Raw genomic sequence first — 26,540 nt, forward strand, 5'->3', positions numbered from 1 at the left:
CCCTGGGAGACACGCCATGAGCCTCAACCCCGCCTTGCTGGATGCTGCCGCTGCGCTGCACACCAGCGCGCAGCACAACACCGTCACCGAGCAGCTCACCGCGGCGGGCCGCGCCATCGAGCATGACTCCTTTGCCGTCATCGACGCCGAAGTCGGGTCGCACCGCTATAGCCCTGAGCAGTGGCCCATCGTGCGGCGCATGATCCACGCCAATGCCGACTTTGATTTCAACGGCCTCACCGACTTTCACCCCCAAGCTGTGCGCGCTGGTGTGGCCGCCATTCGCAGCCGCCAAAGCCGCGTGGTGGCCGATGTGGAGATGATTTGCGTGGGCCTGTCCAAGCCGCGCCTGCAGCATTTCGGCATGGGCACGCACCAGTTCATTTCTGACGAGGACGTCATTGCCGCTGCGCGCGAGCAAGACACCACGCGCGCCGTGCAAGCCATGCGCAAAGCCCATGCCCAGGGCCTGCTGCAAGGCGCCATCGTGGGCATTGGCAACGCGCCCACCGCCCTCATCGAGGTGGTGCGGCTGATCCGCGAAGAAGGCCTGCGCCCCGCGCTGGTGGTGGGCCTGCCCGTGGGCTTTGTCTCAGCGGCTGAATCCAAAGACCTCATGGCCGAGGTCGACGAAGTGCCCTGGCTCATCATCCGCGGCCGCAAAGGCGGCTCCACCCTGGTGGTGGCGGCCATTCACGCCCTGCTGGGTTTGGCTGAAGCCCAAGAAGCGGCCGGAGTGGCACCGTGATCAGCGCCAGCTTCATCTTCGACGAAGGCCGTTACGACGAAGCCTTTCACGCCTTGGACGCGGCCATCGAACGCGCCGTGCTGGAAACCCCCGGCTATCTGGGCCAGGAGCAATGGCGCAACGAGGCGCAGGGCCGCCTGTGCAACGTCTACTACTGGAGCGATGAGAGCGGCCTGCGCGCACTCATGCAACACCCCGCGCACCTGCAAGCCAAAGCCCGCTACACCGAGTGGCTGCAGGGCTACCGCGTGGTGGTCTCGCAAGTGCTGCGCAGCTACGGCGACGGCTTGATGGCGCACCCCACATCGCCCCAGGAGCCCGCATGAGCAGCAATGTCCGTGTGGAGCTGGCCCTGGGCCACGAGCTGCCGCAGCTGGCGGCCTTGTTCGACGCCTACCGCCAGTTCTACGAGCAGCCCTCGGACCTGCCGCGCGCGCTGCGCTTTTTGCAGCAGCGCCAGACTTTGCGCCAAGCCTTGCTGTGGGGCGCTTGGTCGGGCACCGATGCGCTGGGCCTGTGCCAGTGCTACCCCACGTTTTGCTCCGTCATTGCAGAGCCGATTTGGGTGCTGTATGACCTCTACGTTCACCCCGACGCGCGTGGCCAGGGTGTGGCCCATGCCCTCATGGCTGCGGTGGAGGAGGCGGCACGCCAGCGCGGCGTGGCACGGCTGGACCTGACCACGGCGCACACCAACACCACTGCCCAGGCGCTGTACGAAAGCCGGGGCTGGGAGCGGGACTTGGTGTTTCGCACCTACACCAAAACGCTGTCTGGCACTTGATCGAACCTTGCCATGATGGACAAAGCCAAACCCAAAGGCACGCGCACCGGTTTCACCACCGGGGCGTGCTCGGCTGCGGCGGCGCGGGCTTGCGTGCTGGGGCTGGTGGAGGGGCTGATGCCGGAGGCGGTGCAGAGCCTGCTGCCCAACGGGCAGCGTGTGCGCTTTGAGGTGCAGGGGGGGCAGCTGGAGGGGCAGGGCATGGCGCGGTGGGCGCGGGCCTATGTGGTGAAGGACGCGGGCGACGACCCGGACTGCACCGATAAAGCCCATCTCACGGCCGAAGTGCGCTTGCTGCCGCAGGAGCCCGGCGTGGTGCGCCTGCTGGGCGGCCATGGCGTGGGCCTGGTGACCATGCCAGGACTGGGGCTGGAGGTGGGTGGGCCCGCCATCAACCCCGTGCCCCGGCGCAATATCGAAGACAACGTGCGCGAGGTCGGCGACAGCCTCTTGAGCGAGGTGGGGCTGGAGGTGTGCATCAGCGTGCCCCAAGGCCTGGAAATGGCCAAGAAGACGCTCAACGCGCGCCTGGGCATTCTGGGTGGCATTTCCATTTTGGGCACCACGGGCATTGTCAAACCCTATTCCACGGCGGCGTTTCGTGCCAGCGTGGTGCAGGGCGTGGAGGTGGCCGCCACCACCGGCGCGGGCGTGGTGGTGCTGACCACCGGCGGGCGCACGGAAAAATTCGTCATGCAAGAGCTGCCCGGCCTGCCCGAGGCCTGCTATGTGCAGATGGGTGACTTCCTGCGCTATGCGCTGGATACGGCGGTGTCCAGCGGCATTGCGCAGGTGGTGATTGGCGGCATGGTGGGCAAGCTCACCAAGATTGCCCAGGGCGAGACCATCACCCACGCCAACCGTGCCGAGGTGGACACCGGCTATCTGGCCGATTTGTGTGCGGGCATTGGCGTGCCGCCCGAGGTGTGCGAGGACATCCGCAACGCCGAGACGGCGCGCTACGCCAGCGAACGCGTGGAGGCGCTGGGCCTGGTGGAGGCCTTCCACACCGCCCTGGCCCAAGGCGTGGTGCGCACGCTCAAGGGCCGCTACCCGCACCAGTTCGCGCTGCGCGTGCTGGTGTGTGACTTTGACGGCCGCAAGCTGGCCCAGGCGCAGTGCGACTCGCCGCTCAATCAAGACCAAACATGACTGAAGACTTGACCTACGAGGGCCGCTACTTCAAGGGCGGCCACCGCTGTGTGGTGCTGGGGGTGCTGGACGATGGCGTGGCTTCGCTGTCCCAGCAGGGCCTGGCGGCGCTGCGCAGTGCGGACTGCGTGATTGGCGGCACGCGCACGCTGGCGCTGCTCGAAGCGCAGATTCGCCCTGAGGCGCGGCGCCTCGATCTCACCGGCCAGCTCGCCAGCGTGCCCGTGTGGGTGCGCGAGGCTCAGGCCTTGGGGCAGCGCGCCGTGGTGCTGGCCACGGGCGACCCGCTGTGCTTTGGCATTGCCGCCTACCTGGCTGCGCAGCTTTGCATTGACGCGCTGCAAGTGCTGCCCAACCTCAGCACCTTGCAGCTGGCCTGCGCGCGCCTGGTGCTGCCTTGGCAGGACATGAAGTTCACCTCCGTCCACGCCAAAGACGCGGGCGAGTGGGTGCGTGGCGCCGACGCGCGCCACGGCCTCTACGCACTGCGCCAGCTGATCAATCAACACGAACGCCTGGCGGTGCTGACCAGCCCGCTCAACAGCCCCGACCGCATTGCCCGCATGCTGCTGGCCGAGGGCTTGGGCGAGGACTTCCAGCTGGCCGTGGCCGAAAACCTCTGCCAGCCCCATGAGCGCATTCACGAAGACCTGAGCGTGGCGCAGGCCGCGCAGATGCGCTTTGCCGAACTCAATGTGTTGCTGCTGTGGCGCACGCGGCGCGAGGCGCTGCCCGTGCTCATGGGCCGCCCCGACGCCAGCTACGCCCAGCGCCAGCCCGACAAGGGCTTGATCACCAAGCTGGAAGTGCGTGCCGTGTCGCTGGCGCGGCTGCAGCTGCGCGAGGACAGCGTGGTGTGGGACATCGGCGCGGGCTCGGGCTCGGTGGGCCTGGAGGCCGCACGCCTGGCGCGGCGCGGCCATGTGTACGCGGTGGAGAAGAACGAGGCCGACGTGGCCATTGCCACGCAGAACTGGCAGGCCAGCGGCCTGTCCAACTACAGCCTGCTCCACGCCAAAGCGCCCGAGGGCTTGCAGCACTGGCCCGACCCCGATGCGGTGTTTGTGGGCGGCTCGGGCGGCGAGCTGGAGGGCTTGATTGAACTCGTCATCTCGCGCCTGCGCCCCGGTGGTCAGCTGGTGATGAATTTCGTGACCCTGGAAAACCTGGCCACCGCCACCGCGGTGCTCAAGCGTTTGAGTGGCGAAGGGCGCTTGAGCTGGGATGTGCTGCAACTGCAGGCTGCGCGCTCCAAGCCGATTTTGGACATGCAGCGCATGGCCGCTGAAAACCCGGTGTGGGTGGTGTGTGCGGGCCCTCTGCGGGGCCCTCTCCCCAACCCCTCTCCCAAGGTGGGCGAGGGGCTGAAGACTGGCGATGTGTCGACTTCCATCCCCCTCTCCCAAATTGGGAGAGGGGCCAGGGGAGAGGCCCCCGGTCGCTTGATCGGCGTCTCCCTCGGCCCTGGCGATGCCGACCTCATCACCCGCCGTGCCTGGGCCCAGCTGCAGCGCAGCGATGCCTTGTGGAGCTACCCGCAGCGCTCGCTCAAGACCGACAGCTATGCGCTGGCCATCGCGCAGCGCGCCGGGCTGGCCGTGCCTGCGGACGCACTGCAGCTCATCTTTCCCATGACGCACGACGTGGAAAAGCTCAGCCGTGCCTGGCTGCGTGCGGCCGAGGCCGTGCTGCCCGTGCTGCGCAGCGGGCGCGACGTTTTGTTCCTGGTGGAGGGGGACGCCTCCACCTACGCCACCTTCGGCCACCTGGCGCGCACCGTGCAGGCGCTGGACGCTGAGGTGGCGCTGGAAATCATCCCAGGCGTGACCTCGTTTCACGCCTCCTGCGCGCGGCTGCAGCTGCCGTTTTCGGAGCAGGACGACACCGTGGCCATCGTGCCGGCTGCCTACGGCGTGGACATGGTGGAGCGCCAGCTCGACGACTACGACACCCTGGTGCTCATGAAGATCAAGCCGCTGCTGGACGAGCTGCTGACCTTGCTCTCGCGCCGTGGCTTGCTCGAACACAGCCACTTTGTGGAGCGCGCCGGTGCACCTGACGAGCGCGTGCTGCGCGGCACGGAGCTGCTGCAGCTGCAAGGCACCAAGGTGAACTACCTCTCGCTGCTGATCGTGAAGAACCCGCAGCGGCTGCGGGGGGACAGGGTGAAGGGGTGCAAGAAGAAAACCCCTCTCCCGGACCCTCTGCCCAACATCCCGACCACATGACCACCACCAACCCCATCCCCGACCCCGCCACCGCCGCCCATGTGCGCGTGGTGCTGGTGGCCATCACCAAACACGGCGCGGCCCAGGTGGCTGCGCTGGCGCAGGCTTTGCCGCAGGCCAGCGTGTGTGTGGCGGCCAAGTTCGCGCCGCTCATGGGCGCGCTGCAAAACCCGGTGCAAGCCTATGAGGGCGCGTTCAAGGACGAGATCGCGCGGCTGTTTGCCGAGTTCGACCAGATCGTGTTCTTCGTCTCGCTCGGGGCCGTGGTGCGCTTGATTGCGCCCCACCTCAAGAGCAAGGACGAAGACCCCGGTGTGCTGGTGGTGGACGACGCTGCGGCCTTTGTCATTCCCGTGCTGTCCGGCCATGTGGGCGGGGCCAATGCCTGGGCGGAAAAAATCGCCGCGCTGCTGCAGGCCACGCCCGTGCTCACCACCGCCAGCGATGTGGGCAAGACCATTCCCGTGGACATCCTCGGGCGCGAGCTGGGCTGGGCGGTGGAGTGCCCCAAGATCAACATCACGCGCGTCTCGGCCCATGTGGTCAATGGCGAGCCCATTGCCCTGGTGCAAGAGGCGGGCAGCCGCCGCTGGTGGACGCGCGCCACGCCGCTGCCGGCCAGCATCCATGTGTTTGAGCGCATGAGCGATGTGCAGCGCGAGCGCTTCAAAGCCTGTCTGTGGGTGACGCGCGCCGAGGTGGACGCTGCATGCTGGGCGCAGTGGCATGAGGCCCTGGTGCTGTACCGCCCGCCGCTGGGTCAGGAGGCTGAGGCTTGATGGAGAACGCCGCCGCTGCGCGCTACGCCGTGGGCCTGGGCTGCGACCGCGGCACACCCCTGCAGACCGTGCGCCAGGCCCTGGAGCAAGCCTTGCAGCGCCTGGGCGCCAGCCCCGCGCAGGTGGCGGCCTTGGCCAGCATCGAGGCCAAGGGCGACGAGCTGGCCTTTGTGCAGCTGGCCCAGCAGCTGGCGCTGCCGCTGCAGCTCTACAGCGCAGCGCAGCTGGCGGCCGTGCCTGTGCCCAACCCCAGCGCCACGGTGTTGCGCTTCATGGGCACGCCTTCGGTCTCGGAGGCCGCAGCGCTGCTGGCGGCGGGGCAGGGCAGAGGGGCGCAGCCCATGGCGGCGCTGCAAGTTGAAAAACACAAGCACCAGGGCCTGTGCGGCAAGAACGCCACCGTGTCCGTGGCGCTGATGGGAGGAAGTACGCATGACTGAGAACAACGCGGTGGACTTTGCTGACACCGTCATTGAAGAGAGCGCCGGTGTGGCGCCGGGAAAAATCATGCTGGTGGGCATTGGCCCGGGCAGCGTGGAGCACATGACGCTGCGCGCGCGCGCCGCCATTGCCGAGGCCGATGTGGTGATTGGCTACGTCACCTACATCAAGCTGGTGGCCGATTTGGTCGAGGGCAAGCGCATCGTGCGCAAGAGCATGACCGAGGAGCTAGACCGCGCCGTGCAAGCGCTGGAAGAGGCCCAGGCAGGCCACAAGGTGGCGCTGATTTCTTCGGGTGATGCAGGTGTTTACGGCATGGCCGGGCCCACCTACGAGGTGCTCTTTCAAGCCGGCTGGACCCCCGAACACCCCGTGGAGGTGGAGGTGATTCCTGGCGCCTCGGCCATCAATGCCTGCGCCGCGCGGGTGGGGGCACCGCTGACGCACGACTTCTGCTCCATCTCGCTGTCAGACCTGCTCACACCCTGGCCGGTGATTGCCCGGCGCCTGGATGCCGCAGCCGCAGCCGACTTTGTGGTGGCGCTCTACAACCCCAAGAGCGGGCGGCGCACGCAGCAAATCGTGCAGGCCCAGCGCCTCTTCCTGCGCCACCGCCGCCCCGACACGCCGGTGGCCATCGTCAAGAGCGCCTACCGGCGGCGCGAGCGCATTGAGTTCACCACCCTGGCGCAGATGTGCGAGGCCGATATCGGCATGCTCTCCACCGTGCTCATCGGCAACAGCAACACCACCATTCAGCATGGCCGCATGGTCACGCCGCGTGGCTACGCCAACAAATACGACGTGGCCGACGGCGGCAGCACGCGCGAGGGCGAAAAGCCCGGGCGCTCCCTCTCCACGGGCTTGAGCGGCTGGTACCAAGACCTGCATGAGCGCCATGCCCAAGGTGCCAGCGCCGCCGCGCTCAGCCAGCTGCACAAGCTGCCGCTGGACTACATCGAGGCCGTGCTGGCCGAGCCGCTGCAAGAGGAACTGACGCTGAGCGCCGCCAGCCAAGACGAATAAGCCCGCCGCGCTCGCGCGCGCGCCAAAGCCCAGCCGCCTCTGGCCCCAGAGGCGCTGTGGGCGCAGCTTTGCCCAGATTTTTCGAGTTTGCTTTTTTAAGAGTGTTCTGACATGTTGTTCTCTCCCTTTCACCGCGTAGCGCTGGCTGTGGCCTTGTTGTGTGCCACAGGCCTCAGTGCCCGGGCCGCCACCGAAGCGGCCGCCGATGCAGACACCCGCCAAGCCCAAGCGGGCGCGGTGCCCAAGGCCCCTGAAAAAGGCAAGCGCCTGCGCAAAGTGCATATCAATGCCAGCCCCTACGCGCCGCTGAAGAAGACCAGCACGGCGGGTTCGCGCCTGGGTCAATCGCTGCTGGACACGCCTGCCAGCGCTGACAGCCTGGACGTCGACCGCCTGGCGCGCGAGGGCGTGCGCAACACCGCCGATTTGGTGCAGCGTGCAGCGGGCTTCAGCTTCCAGGGCTCGCCCGGCTCGGGCTCCACCTTCCAGAGCCGCGGCTTTTCGGGCAACGACAGCATTGCGCAGCTCGAAGACGGCGTGCGCGTGCCCACCACCTCGGGCACGCAGTCCCTGCCGCAAGACGGCTTTGGCTACGAGCGCGTGGAGGTGCTGCGCGGTGCAGCCTCGGTGCTGCATGGCGACGGTGCCATTGGCGGCGCCATCAACCTGGTGCGCAAGCAGCCGCAGGCCCATGCCTCGCAAGACCTGGAGCTGGGCCTGGGCCGATTTGACAGCTGGCGCCTGGGCCTGGGCCTGAACCAGCCCCTGCTGCAAGGGCTGCGCGCGGACAAGCCGCTGCTGGCGCTGCGCCTGGACCTGCTGGACAAAGGCGGCGACGGCGCCGTGCAGCGCGGCGACTGGCGCCAGCGCAAGCTCATGAGCACGTTGCGCTGGCAGCCGCTGGCGCAGTGGCAGGTGGACCTGCTCACCGACACCCACCGCGACCGCAACAGCGCCTACTTCGGCACGCCGCTGCGCCAGGGCCGCATTGCCAGCGACCTGCGCGACCGCAACTACAACGTGCAAGACGGGCTGTGGCATGTGCGCCAAGACCGCCACCGCCTGCAAAGCCGCTATGAGCTGTCGCCCGAGTGGAAGCTGCAGGCCGAGCTCTACCACTTCGACATCAATCGGCGCTGGCGCAATCTGGAGGAGTACGCGCTGAGCGCGGACGGGCGCGCGGTCGAGCGCATGGGCTATCTGGCCATCGAGCACCAGCTGCGCCAGCGCGGCGGCAGTGTGCAGGCGCAAGGCCAGCTCCAGGTGCTGGGCCGTGAACTCAAGCTGCTGCTGGGCGCACAGCAGCTGCGCCTGAACTTCACCCACGTCAACGACGGCTACAACTACACCGTCACCACCGTGGTCGACCCCTGGCAGCCCGAGGCGGGCAGCTACCTGGGTGGCCGCCCCATGCTGCCGCGCATGGGCTCGCAGCTGCGCCAGAGCGCGGCATTTGCCGAAGCCTCGCTGGCCCTGCTGCCGCGCTGGACGGCCAGCGCCGCGCTGCGCCACGAGCGCGCCGCCGTGCAGCGCCAGGTCATGGTGCCCAAGGCAGACGCCTGGTCGGCCCGCTTCACGCCCAACACCTGGCGTCTGGCGCTGTCGCATCAGCTGCAAGCCGGGCACCAGCTCTATGTGCAAACCGGGGTGGCCACCGACCCGGTCAGCAATATCGCCACCATCAGCAAGGGCGCGGCGAACTGGCAGCTCAGCAGTGGGCGCCAGTGGGAGCTCGGCAGCAAGCATGCCTTCGCGCGCGGCGAGCTGACGGCGGCGCTCTATCACATCGACAAAGACGGGCTTTTGACCACCGAGAAGCTGCCCGGGCAGGAGCCCCGCACCGTGCAAGGCGGCCGTCTGCAGTCCTACGGCCTGGAGCTGGGTGGCGCCTGGCGTTTGGGCCAGGGCTGGTCGGTGGACGGCAACCTCAGCCTCAACCGCACGCGCTACCAGCAGCTGGTGCTCAGCGGCAAAGATTTGAGCGGCCATCAAGCGCCCCATGCCGCGCGCACGCTGGCCAATCTGGGGCTGAAATGGGCCGCGCACAGCCAGGAGCTGGGGCTGCGCAGCCGCTGGGTGGGGCAGCGCTACACCAGTGCCGCCAACAGCTTTTCGCTGCCGGGCTATGCCGTGTTTGACGCGCACTGGACGCAGCGCCTTAGCCCCGCGCTCAGCGTGGGCGCGCAGCTCAGAAACCTGGCCGACACGGTCTACGCCACCAGCAGCTACAGCGCCACGCAAGTGATGCTGGGCGAGCCGCGCCAGCTCATGCTGACGCTGCACTACACGCATTGAGACCATGAAGCGCTGGCTCCACCTCATTCACCGCTGGCTGGGCATTGCGCTGGCTCTGCTGGTGCTGGCCTGGCTGGTGTCGGGCGTGGTGCTGCTCTACGTGCCGCGCCCCTCGCTGACGCTGGCCGAGCGCCTGCAAGCCCAAGCCCCGCTGCCGCCCACACAGGGCTTGTTGTCGGCCCAGCAGGCCGCGCAGCAAGCGGGTCTCACGGGCCAGGCCCAAGCCGCGCGTTTGCTCATGCAGGGCCCGCATGCCAGCTGGCTGCTGCAGAGTCGCGAGTCCCCCGGGCGCTGGGTGGCGGTGGACGCGCAAAGCGGCCAGCGCCACGCGGCCCTGAGCCAGGCCGAGGCCCTGCAGCGCGCGCTGGGGCGCACCCCTGGGGCGCAGCCGCGTGCGGCGCTGATCGAGCGCGACCAATGGACCATCTACGGCCGCTTCAAACCCCACAGCCCGTTTTGGCATGTGCAGCTGGACGACGCGCTGGGCACGGAGTTCTATCTGTCACAAGCCAGCGGTGAGTGGGTGCAGGACAGCACGCGCTGGGAGCGAGGCTGGAACTGGCTGGGCAGCGTCACGCACTGGCTCTACTTCACACCCCTGCGCGCGGACAACGCGCTGTGGCGCCAGGTGGTGTTGTGGACCAGCGGTGCGGCCCTGGGCTTGGCGCTGCTGGGGCTGGTGCTGGGCTGGCAGCGTTGGCGCTGGCGCGGCTATGCCAGCGGCAGCCGCAGCCCCTACCGCGAGCCCTGGCAGCGCCAGCACCACCTCTGGGGCCTGGGCGCGGGGCTGGTGTTGGCGGCCTGGATCTTCAGCGGCTGGCTGTCCATGCACCCCTGGGGCTGGAACGATGCGGCAAGCAAAACCCGCCCCGCCCAGCCCTGGGCCGCCACGGCCGGCTGGCCCTCCACGGTGCCTGCGCTGCCCACGGCCATGGCCTGGCGCGAGCTGGAGTGGCGCAGCGTCAACGGCCAGACCTACTGGCTGGCCCACACCTGGGCGCAGGGCCAGCGCCACGCGCTGCTGCTGGACGCGCAAGGCCAACCGCTGCCCGAGGGCCTACCCGCTGCGGTGATGCAAGCCGCGCTGCAAGCCATGTACCCCGGCGTGGCGCAAGAGGCGCGCTGGCTGCGCGAGTACGACTTCCACTACTACGCCCTGCGCCACAGCCAAGCCCAAGGCAACCGCCCCCTGCCGGTGCTGCGCGTGGCCCTGGCCGACGCGGCCGCCACCGTCTACTACCTCGACCCGCAAGGCGCGCGCGTGGCCCTGCGCAGCGACAGCAGCGACCGCGCCGACCGCTGGCTGTTCTCGGCCCTGCACCGCTGGGATTGGCCGCCCCTGCACAGCTGGCCGCTGGCGCGGGATGTGGTCGTCATCGGCTGGACCCTGGCCGCCACGGTGCTGACTCTGGCTGGCTGCGTGCTGGCCTGGCGGCGCCTGCGCCAACGCATCACCATTCGCAGCAAGAAAGGACGCTCCCCATGAGCTCGACCCCGCCAGACACAAGCCCCGACAGCCCCGAAGTGAGCAAGCCCAAAATCGGCGCCTACCGCCGCCACTTGCTGGTCTGCACGGGCCCGCGCTGCACGCAAGACGGCGAGTCCCAAGCGCTGTTTGACAGCCTGGGTGAGAAGTTCAAAGCCGCCGGCCTGAACGAGGGCGAGCTGCGCGTCAAGCGCAGCCGCGTGAGCTGCTTTGCCGCCTGCAAAGGCGGGCCGGTGATGTGCGTGCAGCCCGACGGCGTGTGGTACTACAACGCCCGTGGCGCCAACTTGCAGCGCATCATCGACGAGCACTTGGTGGGGGGGGAGCCGGTGGAAGAACTGATCTTCCACCGCGGGCCCACGGGCGGGTGACTGAGGCCGCTCACCGCGGCCAGTTCATTGGCGCGCGGTGGGCGCTAGGCCTTTCAGGGCCTGGGCAAACCAGTCGCTGATGCCGGTCCCGCCGGCGTCCCCAGGAAGCGTGCCCCCGGTTTTGGCGGCACTGACGCGGCCGGCCGTGTCCACCAGAATCAAGGAGGGGAATCGGCTGACGCCGATTTGCTTCAAGTAGGGCTGGGCGCTGACGAGCACCGGGATCTTCAGCCCGTGCTCGTCGATAAAGTTCTTCGCGGTGCTTGCGTCGTCAAAGGTCACGCCCAGGAAGTTGACGTCTGGGTACTTTTGGGCCAGCGCATTGAGCTCCGGCACTTCGGCCACACAGGGCGGGCAGCGTGCGAAGTACAGGCTCAGCAGCGTGGGCTTGGCGCCCTCGAGCGGCACCGTTCTGGCCTGCCCCTCCAGCGTTTGGCCTGTGGCCGCTGGCAGCACTTGCCCGACTTTGACCTCAGGTTTGATCTGGCCTGCCTTGCCTTTGGCGTCCACAGAGCTCTGTTTGATCACGGCCGTTTTCTTGTCCGCGTCTTTCTCGATACTGAGGCCCCCAGTGGTCTTGAGCAGGGCCATCAGGGCGTCAAAACTGACCGGCCGACCCTGAGCGTCCTCGTAGCGCAGCTGGTAGCCCTGCAACCCCATGGCTTGGCGCAGTTCGGCCTCGGTCATGGATGGTGCGGCTGCACAAAGGGTGGAGGCCGCAAGAACTGACACGGCGGCGAGGGTCCGAAGGGTGAGGCGCATGGCGTTGCGGGCAGTCGTTGTCGGTGGCGACGATTCTGCAGCAGGCCAGCGTCCAGAGTCACCCCTGTGACTGAGGGCGTGCGCCCAGCGCCCGCGATGCAAATTGGCAGCGCGTCATTGACGCGCACGGGGTGGGCAGTGAACCGGTGCAAGCGCGGGTCTTGCACCGTGGACCCGGGCTTTAGCCCTGGGTGCGGCGGCGGCGCACCAGACCCAGGCCTGCCAGCCCCAGCCCCAGCCCCATCAGGGCCCAGGTGCCGGGCTCGGGCACGGGCGCTGCGGCGGCCAGGGTGAGGTTGTCCAGCGAGGACCATGCGGTGGTGTTGGGTTGCCCAGCAGGGGCGGAGACGCTCAAGCTGGTGATGTACCCGCTGGAGACAAAGCCCATGAAGCTGCCGCTGCTGTAGCCGCTGGGGTTCACGGTCAGGGTCAAGCTGGCGCCGGTGCTGTCTTGCACGGTCACGGCCAAGGGGCCAGCGGCGAAATTGCCAGCGATGTCGGAGAAAAAGAAATTCCCCGCAATCCCATTGGCCATGCTGCCCAACGGCGCCACGGTGATGGCGTCGTTGGTGTTGGAGCTTGACATGAAGGGGTTGTCGGCCGGCCCTGAGGCCCACAAGCCGCTGGGTGCCGAGACTCGGTAGCTGTAGCTGCCAGCGTTGCGATCGAGCATGACCCCCACGGAGCCGTTGTCGATCAGGTCAGAGAACGTGTCTGTTCCAGAAGCCGTGGTGGCTGCTGCAAAGCTCGCGGGTGTGTTGTAGGCGGTGAGTGCGGCCTGAGCGCTGGCTGCCACAAGCAGCAAGGCGCCCGCAATGGCGCTGCGAAGAGTGAGGGTTTGATGCATTTTTATAACGACTTTGGCCAAGCACCATGCCGTTGGATGGGGGCACAGCGCGGTCATACACAGCCGAGCGGTCAGCGACCTTCTGGGTACTGACCGCTCGATACAAGAACACAAACGCCGCTCCCAGGGAGGGAGGGCGTCGGGTTCAGTCAGCGCGCCGACGGCGTGTCAGGCTCATGCCCACCAGGCCCAGGGCCATCAGGGCCCAGGTGCCGGGCTCAGGCACGGGTGCTGCGGTGGCCAGGGTGAGGTTGTCCACCGAGGGCCAGACGAAAGGGGCGGTCTGGTTGGAGGCCGAGGCAATGCTTAGGCTGGTGATGGTGCCGTCCGACACAAAGCCCATATAGCTGCCCGAGGTGATGCTGGAGGCGTTGACGACTTGGGTCAGCGACATGCCAAAGCTGTCCGTCACCGTCAGAGTGACGGGGCCACCCGCATAGGAACCCAACACGTCGGAGCCAAAGAAATTCCCAGCAATGCCACTGATGCCTGAGCTGGTTGGCGTGATGGTGATGATGTCGTCGAAGCGGTTGGTCGACAGGAAGGGGTCGCTGGTCGTGCCGCCTGCATAAAACGCGCCGCTGGTGGACGTGGCCATGTAGGCATAGCTGCCAGCCATGCGGTTCAGGGGTGAAGGTGTTGTGCCAGTCACCGACATGCCCGTGAAGGTGTCAGTGCCCGAGCTTGCTGTAGCCCCGGCAAATGCCGCCGCTGTGTTGTAGACAGTGATGGCCGACTGCGCACTGACACCCAGCAACAGCAGGGTGGCGGCGGCAGTGGCACGCAAGATGAACGATGCAGCCATGGAGTTGTCCTTTCCCGAAGATGAATGCCCTTGCGTCCTTGGCAGGGGCTGAATGCATCTTTGGTTGGCGTGACAAAGTTCACAACTCCGTCAAATGAAGGGGTGGAAACCCCTTGTTGAATTTGGCGTTTGTATAGACGCCCGGGGAGGGGCGCCTGTTGCGACGGCGCACTTTTTGTCCCGATCTGGGGCAAGAAGTGCGGGGGGGGCTGCATGCTTGCAGCCCCTCGAAGTGGGGACAATCCATGCCAGACCAGTGGCCCAGCGTTGGTGCTATGTGGCGCAGGCGCCGCAGCGCCGTGCCCACGGGCTCAGTGCTGGTGGCCGTGGCCTTGGGTGAGTTCGCCGTCATCGTCGGCGGACTGGGCGTCGCGGCCCTCAAAGAAGAAGGCGGCGCGGGCGCGTTGGCGTGGCCAGACTTCGTCCAGGCGCGGCAGGCTGTAGAGGCGGCCGCTTTGCATCACGGCGTGGATGCGGTCGCTCTGGCGTATGTCTTTGAGCACATCGCCGTTGAGCACCACCAGGTCCGCCAGCTTGCCCACTTCCAGCGAGCCCAGGTGCGCGTCTAAGCCCAGGCTTTGCGCCGAGCTCAGGGTGGCCGCGCGCAGGGCTTCGAGCGGCCGCATGCCGCCCAGGCCCAGCATCCACATCTCCCAATGCGCGCCCAGCCCTTCGCGCTGGCCGTGGCCGCCGATGTTCACGCGCACACCGGCGCGCGCCAGCTGCGTGGCCGTGCGGGCCACCTGCAGCACGTTGTAGTCCTCATCCGGCGCGGTGGGGCGGCGCACGGCGCGCGGCTGCAGCACATTGCGCGGCACAAAGCGGCTCAGCAGCGGGTGCTTCCACACCTCGGTGCGGGCATACCAGTAGTGCTCGCCATCCAGACCACCATAAGCCACGTTGAGCGTGGGCGTGTAGGCCACGCCGGTTTGCGGCCACAGCTGCAGCACGTCTTCGTAGACCTTGGCCACGGGCAGGGCGTGCTCGATGGTGGTGTGCCCGTCGATGAGCATGCTCATGTTCATCTGAAACAGCGAGCCGCCTTCGGGCACCACCATCATGCCGGTCTGGCGCGCGGCTTCGAGGATTTGCTGGCGCTGCTCGCGCCGCGGCTGGTTGTAGCTCTTGACGCTGAAGGCCCCGGCCGCCTGCTGGCGGCGCAGGTGGGTGAGCGCATCGGCCAGCGAGCGCACCTCCGAGATGATGGGCGCGCGCGCGCCGTAGAGGATGGTGCCGGTGGAGTACACACGCGGCCCCACGCTCAGGCCCGCGCGCTGGCGTTCGGCCTGGGTGAAGATGTCGCCGGTGTTGTTGGAGGGGTCGTGCAGCGTGGTCACGCCAAAGGCCAGCGAGGCGTACTGCTGCCAGTTTTGCTGCGGCGTGATCTGCTGCTCGGCCATGGCGCCGTGCCAGTGGATGTCGATCAGCCCGGGGATGATGGTCTTGCCCGAGGCGTCCACCACCTGGGTGTTGGGCGGCAGGGGCACGCTGTCGCGCGCACCGATGGCCGCGATGCGGCCGTTCTCCACCAGCACGGTGCCGTTTTCAATCACTTCCTCGGGCGCATTGGCGCGCAGCGTCAGCAGCCGCGCGCCCACCAGGGCCACCCGCCCTGGGGCCAACGAGGTACGCAGCTGCGGGCCAATGGCCAGGCCACGCTCGGGCGGGGTGAAGCCCGGCGCGAAGGCTTGCTCGCGCGCCACGCTGAAGAGCTCGCGCCCCAGCGCGTAGTGCAGGGTGCGGCTGTCGCCGCTCCAGTGCAGCTCGGCACCCGCATTGAGGTCCAAGCGGCGCTGCGGCAGGCTGTCTTGCTGCGCGCCCACACTCAGCGGGCGGCCGGTTTGCGGCAGCGGCAGCACATAGGTGTGGTAGCGGTCCACAAAGCCCAGCCACTGCCCATCGGGCGAGAGGGTGAAGCTGTTGGCGTATTCGGCGTTGACCAGCTCCTGCTCGGCGCGTGTGCTCAGGTCAATGCGCACCAGCAGCTGCTGGCTGGTGACTTCGCTGGTGCTGCGGCTGCGCTGCACGTACACGGCGCTGGCGTCCGCGCCCCATTGCGGCGCCTCGCCGTCGCGGGTGATGCGCACCGGCGCGCCACGGCCTTGGGTGGGCGCCACATAGATGCCGCTGTCCAAGCCGCCGCCCGGCCCGGTGAGGGCACCGCTGCGCGCCTTTCTGTAGACCACCTGGCGGCCGTCGGGTGAGAGCTGGGGCGAGAGGTATTTGCCCGGCTCGGGGGTGAGCACGGTTTCCTTGCCGCTGGCGAGGTCTCGCAGAATGAGCTGGCCCAGCTGCGCGTCCTGCCAGCGCAGGAACACGAGCTGGCGCCCGTCGCGCGAGAAGGCCGGGAAGAGCTCCACCGCGCCGTCGTCGGCGCGCAGCCGCCGTGGCTGGCCTTCGGGCAGGGCGCGCTGCCAGAGCTGACCGGCGGCGCTGTAAACCACCTGCTTGCCGTCGGGCGAGACACGCACCCAGCGCAGCATGTGGGCGTCAAAAGGCGCGTCCAGCTGCCAGCCCTCTAGCGCTTTGACGTTTTGGCGCAGCGCGCTGCGCAGCTCGCGTTCGTCTTTGACGTGGAAGGGAATCTCGCGCGCCGCACCGCCCTCCAGCGCCACGCGCCAGAGCTTGCCTTGCGCCCAGGTCACCAGCTCGCGGCTGTCGGGCGTCCAGGCCATGCCGGGGTAGACGCCGTGCACCGACCAGGCCTCTTGCATGTCGCGCTCCAGCCCGTCCCAGAGCTGGCGTTCGCGCCCGGTGCTGAGGTCTTTGACAAACAGCGCCGTGCGTTGCTGGTCGCGCCCGGTCTCGGTGTTCACGCGCACGCGCCGCACAAAAGCCAGCCAGCGCCCATCGGGCGAGGGGGTGGGGCGTATGGCGCCACCCGGGCCTTGCACCAGGGCTTCGGTGTGGCCTTCGCGCAGGTCCTGGCGGAAGATGCGGAAGATCTCGGTGTTGCTGTCCTTGTTGTACTCAAAGCTGCGCCCGGGGGTGACGTCTTGCGAGTAGTACAGCCAGCGCCCATCGGGTGACAGTGCGGGCTCGCCGCGGTCTTTCTCCCAGCTGGGTTTGTCGTTGAGGGCCTGGCCCTTGCCGCCGTCGAGGTGGTAGAGCCAAATCTCGCCCGAGCCCAGCGAGCGTGTGCCCGTGAAGTGCTTGCGCGCTGCGATATAGCGCCCGCTGGGGTGCCACACGGGGTTGTTGAGCAGGCGGAAGTCTTCGGTGCTCAGCGCCTTGGCCTGGCTGCCGTCGGCGTTCATCACCCACACGTTGTCGCCGCCGCCCGCGTCGCTGACAAAAGCAATCTGGCGCCCATCGGGCGAGAAGCGCGGCTGCATGTCCCAGGCCATGGAATGCGTCAGCGCCTGCGCCTGGCCGCCTTCGATGGGCAGCTTGTAGATGTCACCCAGCAGGTCAAACAGCAGCCAGCGCCCATCGGGGCTGACGTCGACACTCATCCAGGTGCCGCTGCGCACATCCAGCTGCGCACGCTGCACGGGGCCGGGTGGCTGGTTGACGTTCCATTTGGCGCTGTCGGGCGCGGCCAGCGCAGCGCCGCTGGACAAGCTCAACAAGCACAGGGCCCAGGACAGACGGTGGCGGGTCAAGGGTAGAGGGCGGTGGTTTTTCATGGATGTGTGCACGGCTCCAGGACAGCCCACCAGCATAGGCCAAGCACCCCCCGCGCCCAGTGCGGGTGCACCCTCGGCACTGCCCTACAGCGGACGAACGACGGTCACCGAGGCATGAACGGCGGCACCTTGGCGAGCGTGTGGCCCCGCCAGGGTGCCGCAGCGCTCAGGGCTGGCGCCGCCAGGCCAGCAACACAAAGCCCTCGCTGCGCCGCACGGGGCGGAACTCAATGCGGTCGCCCACGGCCAGGCCCTCCAGCGACACCCCGGCATCTGCTTTGAAGACCATGGTCATGCCCATCATCTGCATGGATTTGATATCGCCGTGGCGCAGGGTGAGCTTGCGCTGCTCGGGGTCGATGCGGCGCACTTCGGCGGCCACCCATTCCTCGCCTTGCGCGGCGCTGGCCGTGGCGGCGGGAGCCTCGGCCGAATCATGGTGGTGGGCTTGGGCGCTCAGTCCGGTGAGGGCCAGGGTGCAAAGAATCAAGTGGTGTGTGAGTTTCATGAGGGATGTCTCCGAGTCAAAGGGGTTTGGGCTGCACGCTGATGCTGCCGCGCATGCCAGCTTGGTAGTGCCCGGCAATCAGGCAGGCAAATTCAAAATTCCCGGCGCGGTTGAAGGTCCACACGATGTCTTGAGACTGGCCGGGCGGCACATGCGCCATGTACGGTGCGTCGTGCTCCATGTCGGGAAACTTCTCCATTTGGAGCGCGTGTTCATCCAGCGTGGCGCGCGTGCCCAGCACGATTTCGTGCATGAGCTGGCCGTCGTTGTGCACACGCAGCCGCACGGTTTCGCCCTCGCGCACGCGCAGCTTCTGCGGTGTGAAGCGCATGCGGTCTTGCATGCGGATGTCTATGGTGCGCGTGTTGGCTTGCGCTGTGCCGGCCATGCCCCAGGGCATTTGCTCGGCCGCGGCGCTGGGGCGCGGGCTGTGGGTGTCACCCCCGTGGGCAAGGCTGGGCAGTGGGGATAGCCCCAGCGCCAAGAGCAGGGCCAGGGGCAGCAGGCGGCGCACCGAGGCGAAGCGCAGCGCGTCTTGGGTGTTGCATGAGTGGGTCATGTTGCGTGCTCCGGTGGGGGTCAATGTGAACCGTGGCTGCTGGGCTTGCGGGCCTTGAGCTCAAGGGCTTCGCCCGTGTGAGCGGGCTTGAGTGCGGTGCCGCCTTCGGCGGCAAAGCGCGCGGGCTCGCGCAGGGCGCCGCTCCACTCGAAGGCCACTTCGCCCTTGGGGTGCTTGTACCAACCCGGGTCGCGGTAGTCGCCGGGCTTTTGGTCTTTGCGCACCTTCAGCACGCTGAACATGCCACCCATCTCGACGCCGCCAAAGGGGCCTTGGCCGGTCATCATGGGCAGGGTGTTGTCGGGCAGGGGCATTTCCATTTCGCCCATTTCAGCCATGCCTTTCTCGCCCATGGCCATGTAGTCGGGGACGAGCTTTTGGATCTTGGCGGCCAGGTCGTGGTGCGGCACGCCAATCATGGTGGGCACACCATGGCCCATGGCGTTCATGGTGTGGTGGCTCTTGTGGCAGTGCATGGCCCAGTCGCCGGGCTCATCGGCCAGGAATTCAATCTGGCGCATCTGGCCCACGGCCACATCGGTGGTCACCTCCGGCCAGCGCGCCGATTTGGGCACGGGGCCGCCGTCGGTGCCAGTGACTTCAAATTCATGGCCATGCAGGTGGATGGGGTGGTTGGTCATGGTGAGGTTGCCCACACGCAGCCGCACGCGGTCGCCCAGGCGCACATTGAGGGTGTCAATGCCGGGGAAGACGCGGCTGTTCCAGCACCAGAGGTTGAAGTCCAGCATGGTCATGATCTTGGGCGTGGCGCTGCCCGGGTCGATGTCAAAGGCATTGAGCAAGAAGCAGAAGTCCCGGTCCACCTCGCTGATGAGCGGGTGCTTTTGGCGCGGGTGCGTGACCCAAAAGCCCATCATGCCCATGGCCATCTGCACCATCTCATCAGCGTGCGGGTGGTACATGAATGTGCCGGGGCGCCGCGCCACAAACTCGTACACCATGGTCTTGCCTGGCTGTATGGCTTTTTGCGTCAGACCGCTGACGCCGTCCATGCCGTTGGGCAGGCGCTGGCCATGCCAGTGCACGCTGGTGTGTTCGGGCAGTTTGTTGGTCACGAAGATGCGCACGCGGTCGCCTTCGACCACCTCGATGGTGGGCCCGGGGCTTTGGCCGTTGTAGCCCCACAGGTGGGCTTTCATGCCGGGGGCGAGTTCGCGCACCACGGGCTCAGCCACCAGATGGAACTCTTTCACGCCCTGGTTCATGCGCCAGGGCAGGGTCCAGCCATTGAGGGTGACCACGGGGTTGTAGGGCCGGCCAGTCTGGGGGACGAGCGGGACTTGGGTGTCGGCGCTGGCTTGCAGCACGGGTTCAGGCAGGGCGGCCAGGGCCACCGTGCTGACTGAGGCGGCCGAGACGGCAGCGGTCACAGCGCCGCTGCTGCGCAGGAAATCACGTCGGGAAACCATGGGTGTGTGCTCCAGTCAATGCTTTAGTGGCCGCCAGCTGCGGCGGGAGCCGCACCCGAGGGCGCAGCCATGCGGCTCATGCTGGGGCGCCCGAGCAAGGCCATGTCCAAATCAGTTTGGGCCAGCCAGAAATCGCGCTGCGCCTGGATGGCGTTTTGCACGGCGCTGATCTGGTTGCGTGCATCGGCCAGCAGCTCAAAAACACCGATGAACATGCCGTTGTAGCGCAGCAGGTTTTCGTCGGAGATCTCGCGCGCCAGGGGCAGGGCCTGCTGCTGTTGGTGTCGCGCCAGCTGCCAGGCCAGCTGCCAGTTCTGGTGGGCCTCACGCACTTCCGAGCGGGCTTCCAGCGCCAGTTGGGCGGTCTCGTGCAGGCTTTGCATGTACAGGCCTTGAGCTTGCGCCACGCGGGCGCCACCCCAGTCAAACAGCGGCAGCTCCAGGCTCACGCTGTAGCCGGTTTGCCTGGGCTCGGCCGTCGCGCTGTTGTGTGCATAGCCCAGCTCCAGCACATTGATCAAACGTGTGCTTCGTGTCAGGCCCAGATTGCGTGCCAAGGCTTCAGTCTGGGCTTTGGCGGCTTGCACATCCAGGCGCTCGTTCAAGGCCTGTTGCTCAAGTCCTGTTCGCTCGGGCAGGGCTTTGGGCAGCTCCGGAAGCTGCTCGGGCAGGCGCATGGCGGCATCGCTCTCCAGCCCCAGCTGGCGCAGCAGCTGCTCACGCGCAGCCACCTGCTGGGCCTGCGCGCGCAGCACGCCTGCCTGGGCGTCGGCCAGAAATGACTGCTCGCGCAACTGCTGCAGGCGGTTGAAGTTGCCAGCCTTCTTCATGCGCCGAGCCAGCTCTGCCCCGGCTTCTGCAGCCAGCAAGGCGTCTTTCATGTAGCGCAGCGTTTGGTCGGCCGCCACCGCTTGGTAGAAGGCTTTGCGAGTCTGCGCGGCCAGTTGCAACATATTGACTGCGGCTTGGCGCTGCTGGGCCTCAAAACGGCGCTGTTCGAGCTGGGCGCGCCATGGCAGGGTGAGCCACTGGCTCAAGGCCAGCGAGAAGCCGCGCTCATACTCAATGGCTGGACCCGATTCGCCCTGGCGCTGCAAACGGCCAAAGTGCAGGCCGGGGTTGGGCAGCTGACTGGCTTGCACGCGCTGTGCGTCGGCCACTCCCAATGCTTGCAGCTGGGCCTGAAGCCCCTGGTGGCGCAGCAGCGTCAGTTGGACGGCACTTTGGGCGCTCAAGGGCTGCGCCAACAATTCCTGAACTCGGGCCTCAAGGGCAGCGCGGTCTTGCTCCGAAGTCTGGGGTTTGAGGCCTTGCTGAAAATGCTGCTTGGCCAGCGAATCAAGCGGGGCGCTGCCGCCATCGGGGCTGAGGCTGGCACAGCCGCTCAAGACCAAGGCCAGCGCAAGGGCCGTCAGCCGCATGGCCGACGGGAATCTACGAGAAGTTTGCATGGAGAACGCTCCAAACTACCAAACGCTCGGTCCGTGCGGGCGCACAGGACCGGTCTTTGCCCAGCGCTGCCGAGTTCAACTCGAGACGACGCAGGGCTCGTTTCACCTCTTGGACAGAGGTGTCCGCTTCAGCGAAGGCGTGGAGGGCGCTTGAGCGTTTGCTGAGGAGCGTCAGCAAACTGACTCGGTACTGCCGAAGGAGCAGGCGAGTTGGGAGAGGGGCCCACCCAATTCATGGGCGTGGGAAACAACAGCGTTCCCACGCAGCAGTCCGCACAAAACCCGCAGCTGTCAGCGTCGCCGTGGTCCGTGGTCGAGGCCTCATGGGCCGACCCGGCATGCTCAGACCCATGGCAGTGAGCCGAGGGCGATGGGGGCGCCTCAGCCCCGTCGTGAGCTGCATGAAGCGCATCGAATTCCGGCGCAGCCGCCTCGGTGGCCGCAGTTTGGGCAGGGGGGCAGGGGGCTGCGGGCGCTTTGACTGCGAGCCCGGAATGCATGTTTGCGCACAGCCCCATGCCCCTCACGGCCACCGCTTGCAGCGGCAGCAAAACAATGAGCAGGCACATCAACACGTGACGCAAACGCAGAGGCATGCCGTCATTCTAGGGGGCGGTCGTACGGCTGTGGCGTGATGTTTTGCGGGTTTATACCGGCTTCGATACTGTATAAATAAACAGTAGCATGACTGCACATCGACGCAAGACAGCCGCAACTTCGGGAGTGACGCCGCCATGAACTGTACGCCCATGCCCCTCGTGTCCCACGCCAGCCCCACGCCGTTTCTGGTGGCGCCCGGTGGTGCGTCACGGCTTGCTTTTCGCAGCCATTACGACCCGCTGCTGCCCGCATCGGCGCGTCGGCGCGGGCAGCAGTTGCTGCAAGCCGCGCGCCGCGCCGAGCTGTGGGTGGCAGCCATTGGTGCGCTGAGTTTGATCGGGCTCATGGTGGGGTGGTTGGGTTGACTCCTTGGGGCCCTTGTTCCCCAGACCGCGGACCTGGCCATGCTGATAATGGCCGCATGCCTACTGACATCGAAATCGCCCAAGCGGCGCAGTTGCAAAAAATCATCCCCCTGGCTCAGCAACGGCTGGGACTTCCCGAAGAGGCCTTGAGCCCCTACGGGCACTACAAGGCCAAGCTCAGCCTCAGCCATATCGACAGCCTGCAGCCGCGTCCAGACGGCCATTTGGTGCTGGTCACCGCCATCACGCCCACGCCGCCGGGTGAGGGCAAGACCACCACCACCGTGGGCCTGGGCGATGCGCTGGCCCACATCGGTGAGCGCGCCATGATCTGCCTGCGCGAGCCCTCCCTGGGCCCGTGTTTCGGCATGAAGGGCGGGGCGGCCGGTGGTGGCCATGCGCAGGTGGTGCCCATGGAGGACATCAACCTGCACTTCACCGGCGACTTCCACGCCGTGGGCTTGGCGCACAACCTGCTGGCGGCCATGCTGGACAACCACATCCACCACGGCAATGCCTTGGGCCTGGATGTGCGGCGCATCAGCTGGCGCCGTGTGGTGGACATGAACGACCGCGCGCTGCGCCACATCACCGTGGCTCTGGGTGGCCCAGGCAACGGCTACCCGCGCGAAGACGGCTTCGACATCGTGGTGGCCTCCGAGGTCATGGCCATTCTGTGCCTGGCTACCTCGCTGTCAGACCTGAAGCGGCGTCTCGGTGCCATTGTGGTGGGTTACACCGCCGACAAGCGCCCGGTGACCGCGCGCCAGCTCCAGGCCGACGGCGCCATGGCCGCGCTGCTCAAAGACGCGCTGGCCCCCAACCTGGTGCAGACCTTGGAGGGCACGCCCGCCCTGGTACACGGCGGGCCCTTTGCCAATATTGCCCACGGCTGCAACTCCGTCATCGCCACCCGCACGGCCCTGAAGCTGGCGGATTACGTGGTCACGGAGGCTGGCTTTGGTGCCGACCTGGGGGCCGAGAAGTTCATCAACATCAAGTGCCGCAAAGCGGGGCTGCAGCCCGCTTGCGCGGTGGTGGTGGCCACGGTGCGTGCGCTCAAACACCATGGCGCACCGGCGCAGGGCCTGGCCGCACTGGAAGCAGGCATGGCCAATTTGCAGCGCCATGTGGAGAACATCCAGCAGCACTACGGCCTGGAGGCCATCGTCGCCATCAACCGCTTTGACGCTGACAGCGCCGAGGAGCTGGCCTTGGTCCAGGCGGCGTGTGCGCGCTGGCAGGTGCGCTGCGTGCTGGCCACGCATTGGTCTGATGGCGGCCGTGGCGCACAGGCCCTGGCGCAGGCCGTGGTGCAGGTGTGCCAAGCGCGTCAGGCCCGCCCAGCCACGATCTACACGGATGATATGCCGCTGCCAGACAAGATCGAGGCCGTGGCGCGCAAGGTCTATCGCGCCCGCGCCGTGCAGTTCTCAGCCAAGGCCCAGCAGCAGCTGGCGGAGTTCAAAGCTCAGGGCTGGGAGCATTTGCCGGTGTGCATTGCCAAGACGCAGTACTCCTTCAGCACGGATCCCAAGCTGCTGGCCGCCCCGGAAGGCCACGAGATTTTGGTGCGTGAGCTGCGACTCAACGCGGGTGCAGAGTTCGTGACGGCCATCTGCGGCGACATCATGACCATGCCCGGCCTGCCCAAAGCGCCCGCAGCCGAACGCATTGACGTCGACGCGCAAGGCCGCATCAGCGGCTTGTTCTGAACACGCCAGCAGGGCACAGACAAGGGCTACCAGCGGCAGCCCTTGTCGCGCAGCGTGTCGTTGAGCAAGGGCAGGGCCGCCGCCACACCCTGGAGCTGGCCTTGCTGGGCGTAGGCCTTGCGGCACTCTTCCCGCGCGGCCTCTTCCATGCCTTTTTCCAGCGCACTTTTCTTCGCCGGAGGTGTGGGCAGGGCTTTGATCAAGCCAATGCCTGAGGACTGACGCGCCGGTGCCTGCGTGCCCACGGGCAGGCGCAGGTCCAGCGGCGCTTTGGGGGTGGCTGCGCTCGAGGCTGCGGGCTCGGGCGGTGTCGCACCTTGGCGGCGCCCCGCATCAGGCCCACCGACCACGGGGGCAACAGCCCCGGCGCCGCCGGTCTGGGTTTGGGTGGCTCCTGTCAGATCCACGCGGCCTTGTGTTTGCGCTTGCGGCAGCGGTGTTCCTTGCTCCTGGGCTGCAGGCAAGCTGGGCAGGGCCGGCGCGGTCTGCAAGGGTTCGTTCAGCACCCGGGTGCTGAGCTGGGGCGCGACTTCCCGCGTCACCACGGGTGTCGCGCTGCGCGGCAATTCGGGCAGGCGGCGTGTTTGCACCGGTGTGGGCGGTTCAGGGTGGGCCAAGGGGGTCTCAGGCGCTGAGGCCGCTGGGGCCGGTGCTGCTGCCGTCTGAGTTTGTGGCTGTGGCTGTGCGGCCGTCTCCAGCGGGGGCAGCGCCGGTGCCGCGCTGATCGCGGGTGTTTTGAGTACGCTGGCGTCCATCGCGCTGATGCGTCCGGTCTGCACTTTGGGCGCAGCCGCGCTGTCAGCCTTTGGCGCGCTCAGCGTTTTGAGCTGGGCCGCGGGTTCGGGCAGTTGCAAGGCCTCGACAGGGGCGGGGTTGTCGAGCTTGAGTGGCGCACTGCGCTGCAGCGTTTGGGCCTGGGGCCGGGGGGGTGTTGCACCAAGATCGCTCAATCGGCTCGGGGCCAGCTCGCGCAGGGGCGGAGCTTGCAGGTCCGGTGTGGGGGCCAGCTCCTGCAGATCCAGGCGCTCGCGCAGCAACTCGTCCAGCGAAGGGTCTTGCTTGATTTGTTCTTGCTCTTGATGCAGACCTTGGCGGGGCGAGCCAGGCGCGGCCGAGTTGGGGGGCTGAGCGGGTGCTGTCGGGGTGCCCCGGGCTGCGCCGGGCAGGTCCTGCGTGGCCTTGCCCGCCAGCGCTGCGCCGGGTATGAGCCCGCGCAGCGACACCTGCAAGCCTGGCCCACGCTCCAGCCCTTGGGCCGAGCGGCCGTTGACAGCGTTGCCCAGCAGCAAAATCAGCCAGACATGCAGCAACACAGCCAGCAGCAAGGTCTGGCCGAAGCTGGCGTCGGACTGCCGCCTGGCTTGATCTTGGGCGGTGCGGCCTGTGCGCACGGCAGTCTGTTGCCGGCTGGTGAATGGGAGCTTGAGTGAGTGCAGCAAGGTGCGCAAAGCATAGCTGCAGCCGGGGGTGTCGGGTCTGGGGTGTGGCGCGCATCGCGCCAGTCGCTCACCCCCCCGAACCCGCGATGAAGTACTTGATGATGCCCTTGGCCGCAAAGCCCACCATGCCAAAGCCCAGGCCCAGCAGCAGCACAAACGTACCAAAGCGCCCGGCCTTGGACTCCTTGGCCAGCTGCAGAATGATGAACAGCATGTAGAGCATGAAGGCGCTGACGCCCACGGTCAGCCCAAACTGCGCGATCTGCTCCTCGGTGTATCCGAACAACTCAATGCTCCACGGGTTGACGGACCAGGTCGCGGTAGGCGTGCCAGCTGGCATGGCCCAACCAAGGCAGGATGACCACCAAGCCCAACATGGCGGTGGCCATACCCAGGCCGACCAGGGCCATGATCAAAAACGCCCACAAGGCGCAAGGTGCGGGGTGCTCCATCACCACGCGCCAGCTCGCAAACACTGCGGCCAGCACGCGAAGGCGTTGGTCCATCAGCAAGGGCACAGCCACCACGCTGGAAGCAAACACCGGGGCCGCCAGTAGCGCACCCAAGGCCAGCCAGAGGGGAAACAGCAAACTGTCCTCGGCCAGCACCACGCGGTACAGGAACTCAGTCGGGGTGTGCACCGCGCCGGGGGCCATGAGTGTGATCAAGGCGGCCGAGCACAGCATCCAGCCCGCACCCGCCAGACCCAAGAGCAGCCCGAACTTGATGAGCTGCACATGCCCGGGCCAGAAAGCCTGAACCAGCGTGTGCAGGCCGGGTTTTTGTCCCCGCTCCAGCGCGCGGCTGCTGGCGTAAAAGCCTGTGGCCAAGACGGGAGCCACCAGCAAGAGCCCGCTGAAGGCGCCGGCCAAGAGCCCGAAGTGATCACCCCATACACGGTAGATGATCACGCCCCCGCCCAGCAGCAGCAGGCCCTGCAGCAAAGACAGCAGCGCGCAGCGGCGCAAGTCCTGCCATCCTCGCCCCAACCACGCCAGGGGCCGCAATGTGGGCACCGGGCGCACGCCAAAGCGTCGAGACTCGTTCAGGGCCTGTTGGGTGTAGGGCATGTTGACATCCTGCCAGTCTGGCCAACCCCAAGGGGTTGATGTGGGTCAAA

Annotated in this window: 24 protein-coding genes and 1 pseudogene; 14 read left to right on the plus strand and 11 right to left on the minus strand. The window is 67.3% G+C overall.

Annotation, left to right across the window (positions count from 1 at the left end; translation table 11 throughout):
- The first annotated feature begins 16 nt into the window (after positions 1 to 16).
- The 12 genes and pseudogenes from ACG0Z6_RS03490 (at position 17) to ACG0Z6_RS03545 (ending at position 11,310) form a co-directional block, all read left to right on the plus strand.
- The gene (locus ACG0Z6_RS03490) at positions 17 to 748 is read left to right on the plus strand and encodes a precorrin-8X methylmutase (RefSeq protein WP_394458673.1); all 732 of its coding nucleotides are present in this window, start codon (positions 17 to 19) and stop codon (positions 746 to 748) included.
- Positions 745 to 1,074: an antibiotic biosynthesis monooxygenase family protein gene (locus tag ACG0Z6_RS03495; protein ID WP_394458674.1), complete on the plus strand. Its 330-nt coding sequence runs from the start codon at positions 745 to 747 to the stop codon at positions 1,072 to 1,074. The genes ACG0Z6_RS03490 and ACG0Z6_RS03495 overlap by 4 nt, the downstream gene beginning before the upstream one ends.
- A complete protein-coding gene (locus ACG0Z6_RS03500; RefSeq protein WP_394458675.1) occupies positions 1,071 to 1,532 on the plus strand; it encodes a GNAT family N-acetyltransferase in 462 nt (153 codons plus the stop codon). The genes ACG0Z6_RS03495 and ACG0Z6_RS03500 overlap by 4 nt, the downstream gene beginning before the upstream one ends.
- 12 nt (positions 1,533 to 1,544) lie before the next feature.
- Positions 1,545 to 2,684, plus strand: a complete 1,140-nt coding sequence (locus ACG0Z6_RS03505; protein ID WP_394458676.1) for a cobalt-precorrin-5B (C(1))-methyltransferase — start codon at positions 1,545 to 1,547, stop codon at positions 2,682 to 2,684.
- Positions 2,681 to 3,997 (plus strand): annotated as a pseudogene (cbiE, locus tag ACG0Z6_RS03510) (precorrin-6y C5,15-methyltransferase (decarboxylating) subunit CbiE); the annotation flags it as partial. The gene ACG0Z6_RS03505 and the pseudogene cbiE, both read left to right, overlap by 4 nt.
- 93 nt (positions 3,998 to 4,090) lie before the next feature.
- Positions 4,091 to 4,912 (plus strand): precorrin-2 C(20)-methyltransferase, encoded by an 822-nt coding sequence (gene cobI / locus ACG0Z6_RS03515; RefSeq protein WP_394458816.1) that lies wholly within the window; start codon positions 4,091 to 4,093, stop codon positions 4,910 to 4,912.
- On the plus strand, positions 4,909 to 5,691 hold the full coding sequence (locus tag ACG0Z6_RS03520) for a cobalamin biosynthesis central domain-containing protein (RefSeq protein ID WP_394458677.1): 783 nt from the start codon (positions 4,909 to 4,911) through the stop codon (positions 5,689 to 5,691). The genes cobI and ACG0Z6_RS03520 overlap by 4 nt, the downstream gene beginning before the upstream one ends.
- Complete coding sequence (locus ACG0Z6_RS03525) at positions 5,691 to 6,131, plus strand: cobalamin biosynthesis protein (RefSeq protein WP_394458817.1); 441 nt, start codon at positions 5,691 to 5,693, stop codon at positions 6,129 to 6,131. The genes ACG0Z6_RS03520 and ACG0Z6_RS03525 overlap by 1 nt, the downstream gene beginning before the upstream one ends.
- A 67-nt stretch (positions 6,132 to 6,198) precedes the next feature.
- Positions 6,199 to 7,158 (plus strand): precorrin-3B C(17)-methyltransferase, encoded by a 960-nt coding sequence (gene cobJ, locus ACG0Z6_RS03530; protein WP_394458818.1) that lies wholly within the window; start codon positions 6,199 to 6,201, stop codon positions 7,156 to 7,158.
- Between the two features lie 111 nt (positions 7,159 to 7,269).
- Positions 7,270 to 9,453, plus strand: coding sequence for a TonB-dependent receptor (locus ACG0Z6_RS03535; protein WP_394458678.1), 2,184 nt, complete (start codon positions 7,270 to 7,272; stop codon positions 9,451 to 9,453).
- Positions 9,454 to 9,457: 4 nt separating this feature from the next.
- Entirely contained in the window at positions 9,458 to 10,939 is a 1,482-nt protein-coding gene (locus ACG0Z6_RS03540; RefSeq protein WP_394458679.1) for a PepSY domain-containing protein, read from the plus strand.
- Positions 10,936 to 11,310, plus strand: a complete 375-nt coding sequence (locus tag ACG0Z6_RS03545) for a (2Fe-2S) ferredoxin domain-containing protein (protein ID WP_394458680.1) — start codon at positions 10,936 to 10,938, stop codon at positions 11,308 to 11,310. The genes ACG0Z6_RS03540 and ACG0Z6_RS03545 overlap by 4 nt, the downstream gene beginning before the upstream one ends.
- A gap of 24 nt (positions 11,311 to 11,334) precedes the next feature.
- Here the strand turns inward: ACG0Z6_RS03545 and ACG0Z6_RS03550 are convergent, their stop codons facing one another.
- The 8 genes from ACG0Z6_RS03550 to ACG0Z6_RS03585 all read right to left on the minus strand — a co-directional run bounded on the left by ACG0Z6_RS03550 (position 11,335) and on the right by ACG0Z6_RS03585 (position 21,301).
- The gene (locus tag ACG0Z6_RS03550; protein WP_394458681.1) at positions 11,335 to 12,072 is read right to left on the minus strand and encodes a TlpA family protein disulfide reductase; all 738 of its coding nucleotides are present in this window, start codon (positions 12,070 to 12,072) and stop codon (positions 11,335 to 11,337) included.
- A gap of 181 nt (positions 12,073 to 12,253) precedes the next feature.
- On the minus strand, positions 12,254 to 12,919 hold the full coding sequence (locus tag ACG0Z6_RS03555) for a PEP-CTERM sorting domain-containing protein (RefSeq protein WP_394458682.1): 666 nt from the start codon (positions 12,917 to 12,919) through the stop codon (positions 12,254 to 12,256).
- Between the two features lie 145 nt (positions 12,920 to 13,064).
- The gene (locus tag ACG0Z6_RS03560; RefSeq protein ID WP_394458683.1) at positions 13,065 to 13,724 is read right to left on the minus strand and encodes a PEP-CTERM sorting domain-containing protein; all 660 of its coding nucleotides are present in this window, start codon (positions 13,722 to 13,724) and stop codon (positions 13,065 to 13,067) included.
- Between the two features lie 311 nt (positions 13,725 to 14,035).
- Entirely contained in the window at positions 14,036 to 17,353 is a 3,318-nt protein-coding gene (locus ACG0Z6_RS03565; RefSeq protein WP_394458684.1) for an amidohydrolase family protein, read from the minus strand.
- 166 nt (positions 17,354 to 17,519) lie between these two features.
- Positions 17,520 to 17,861 carry a copper-binding protein gene (locus tag ACG0Z6_RS03570; RefSeq protein WP_394458685.1) on the minus strand — a complete coding sequence of 114 codons (342 nt, stop codon included), beginning with the start codon at positions 17,859 to 17,861 and terminating at the stop codon, positions 17,520 to 17,522.
- A 16-nt stretch (positions 17,862 to 17,877) separates the two neighbouring features.
- Positions 17,878 to 18,420, minus strand: a complete 543-nt coding sequence (locus ACG0Z6_RS03575; RefSeq protein ID WP_394458686.1) for a cupredoxin domain-containing protein — start codon at positions 18,418 to 18,420, stop codon at positions 17,878 to 17,880.
- 20 nt (positions 18,421 to 18,440) lie between these two features.
- Positions 18,441 to 19,850, minus strand: coding sequence for a multicopper oxidase family protein (locus ACG0Z6_RS03580; protein WP_394458687.1), 1,410 nt, complete (start codon positions 19,848 to 19,850; stop codon positions 18,441 to 18,443).
- A 23-nt stretch (positions 19,851 to 19,873) separates the two neighbouring features.
- A complete protein-coding gene (locus ACG0Z6_RS03585; protein WP_394458688.1) occupies positions 19,874 to 21,301 on the minus strand; it encodes a TolC family protein in 1,428 nt (475 codons plus the stop codon).
- 749 nt (positions 21,302 to 22,050) lie between these two features.
- Between ACG0Z6_RS03585 and ACG0Z6_RS03590 the strand changes: the two genes are divergently transcribed.
- Positions 22,051 to 22,266 (plus strand): hypothetical protein, encoded by a 216-nt coding sequence (locus ACG0Z6_RS03590; RefSeq protein WP_394458689.1) that lies wholly within the window; start codon positions 22,051 to 22,053, stop codon positions 22,264 to 22,266.
- 56 nt (positions 22,267 to 22,322) lie between these two features.
- Entirely contained in the window at positions 22,323 to 23,981 is a 1,659-nt protein-coding gene (locus ACG0Z6_RS03595; RefSeq protein ID WP_394458690.1) for a formate--tetrahydrofolate ligase, read from the plus strand.
- A gap of 26 nt (positions 23,982 to 24,007) precedes the next feature.
- On the opposite strand, the gene ACG0Z6_RS03600 is transcribed toward ACG0Z6_RS03595, so the two are convergent.
- The 3 genes from ACG0Z6_RS03600 to ACG0Z6_RS03610 all read right to left on the minus strand — a co-directional run bounded on the left by ACG0Z6_RS03600 (position 24,008) and on the right by ACG0Z6_RS03610 (position 26,490).
- The gene (locus ACG0Z6_RS03600; RefSeq protein ID WP_394458691.1) at positions 24,008 to 25,372 is read right to left on the minus strand and encodes a hypothetical protein; all 1,365 of its coding nucleotides are present in this window, start codon (positions 25,370 to 25,372) and stop codon (positions 24,008 to 24,010) included.
- Between the two features lie 115 nt (positions 25,373 to 25,487).
- Complete coding sequence (locus tag ACG0Z6_RS03605) at positions 25,488 to 25,706, minus strand: DUF2788 domain-containing protein (RefSeq protein WP_394458692.1); 219 nt, start codon at positions 25,704 to 25,706, stop codon at positions 25,488 to 25,490.
- A 1-nt stretch (position 25,707) separates the two neighbouring features.
- Positions 25,708 to 26,490, minus strand: coding sequence for a DUF2189 domain-containing protein (locus tag ACG0Z6_RS03610; RefSeq protein ID WP_394458693.1), 783 nt, complete (start codon positions 26,488 to 26,490; stop codon positions 25,708 to 25,710).
- Between the last annotated feature and the right edge of the window lie 50 nt (positions 26,491 to 26,540).

It is taken from the genome of Roseateles rivi (assembly GCF_043555845.1).
GTDB lineage: Bacteria > Pseudomonadota > Gammaproteobacteria > Burkholderiales > Burkholderiaceae_C > Roseateles > Roseateles rivi.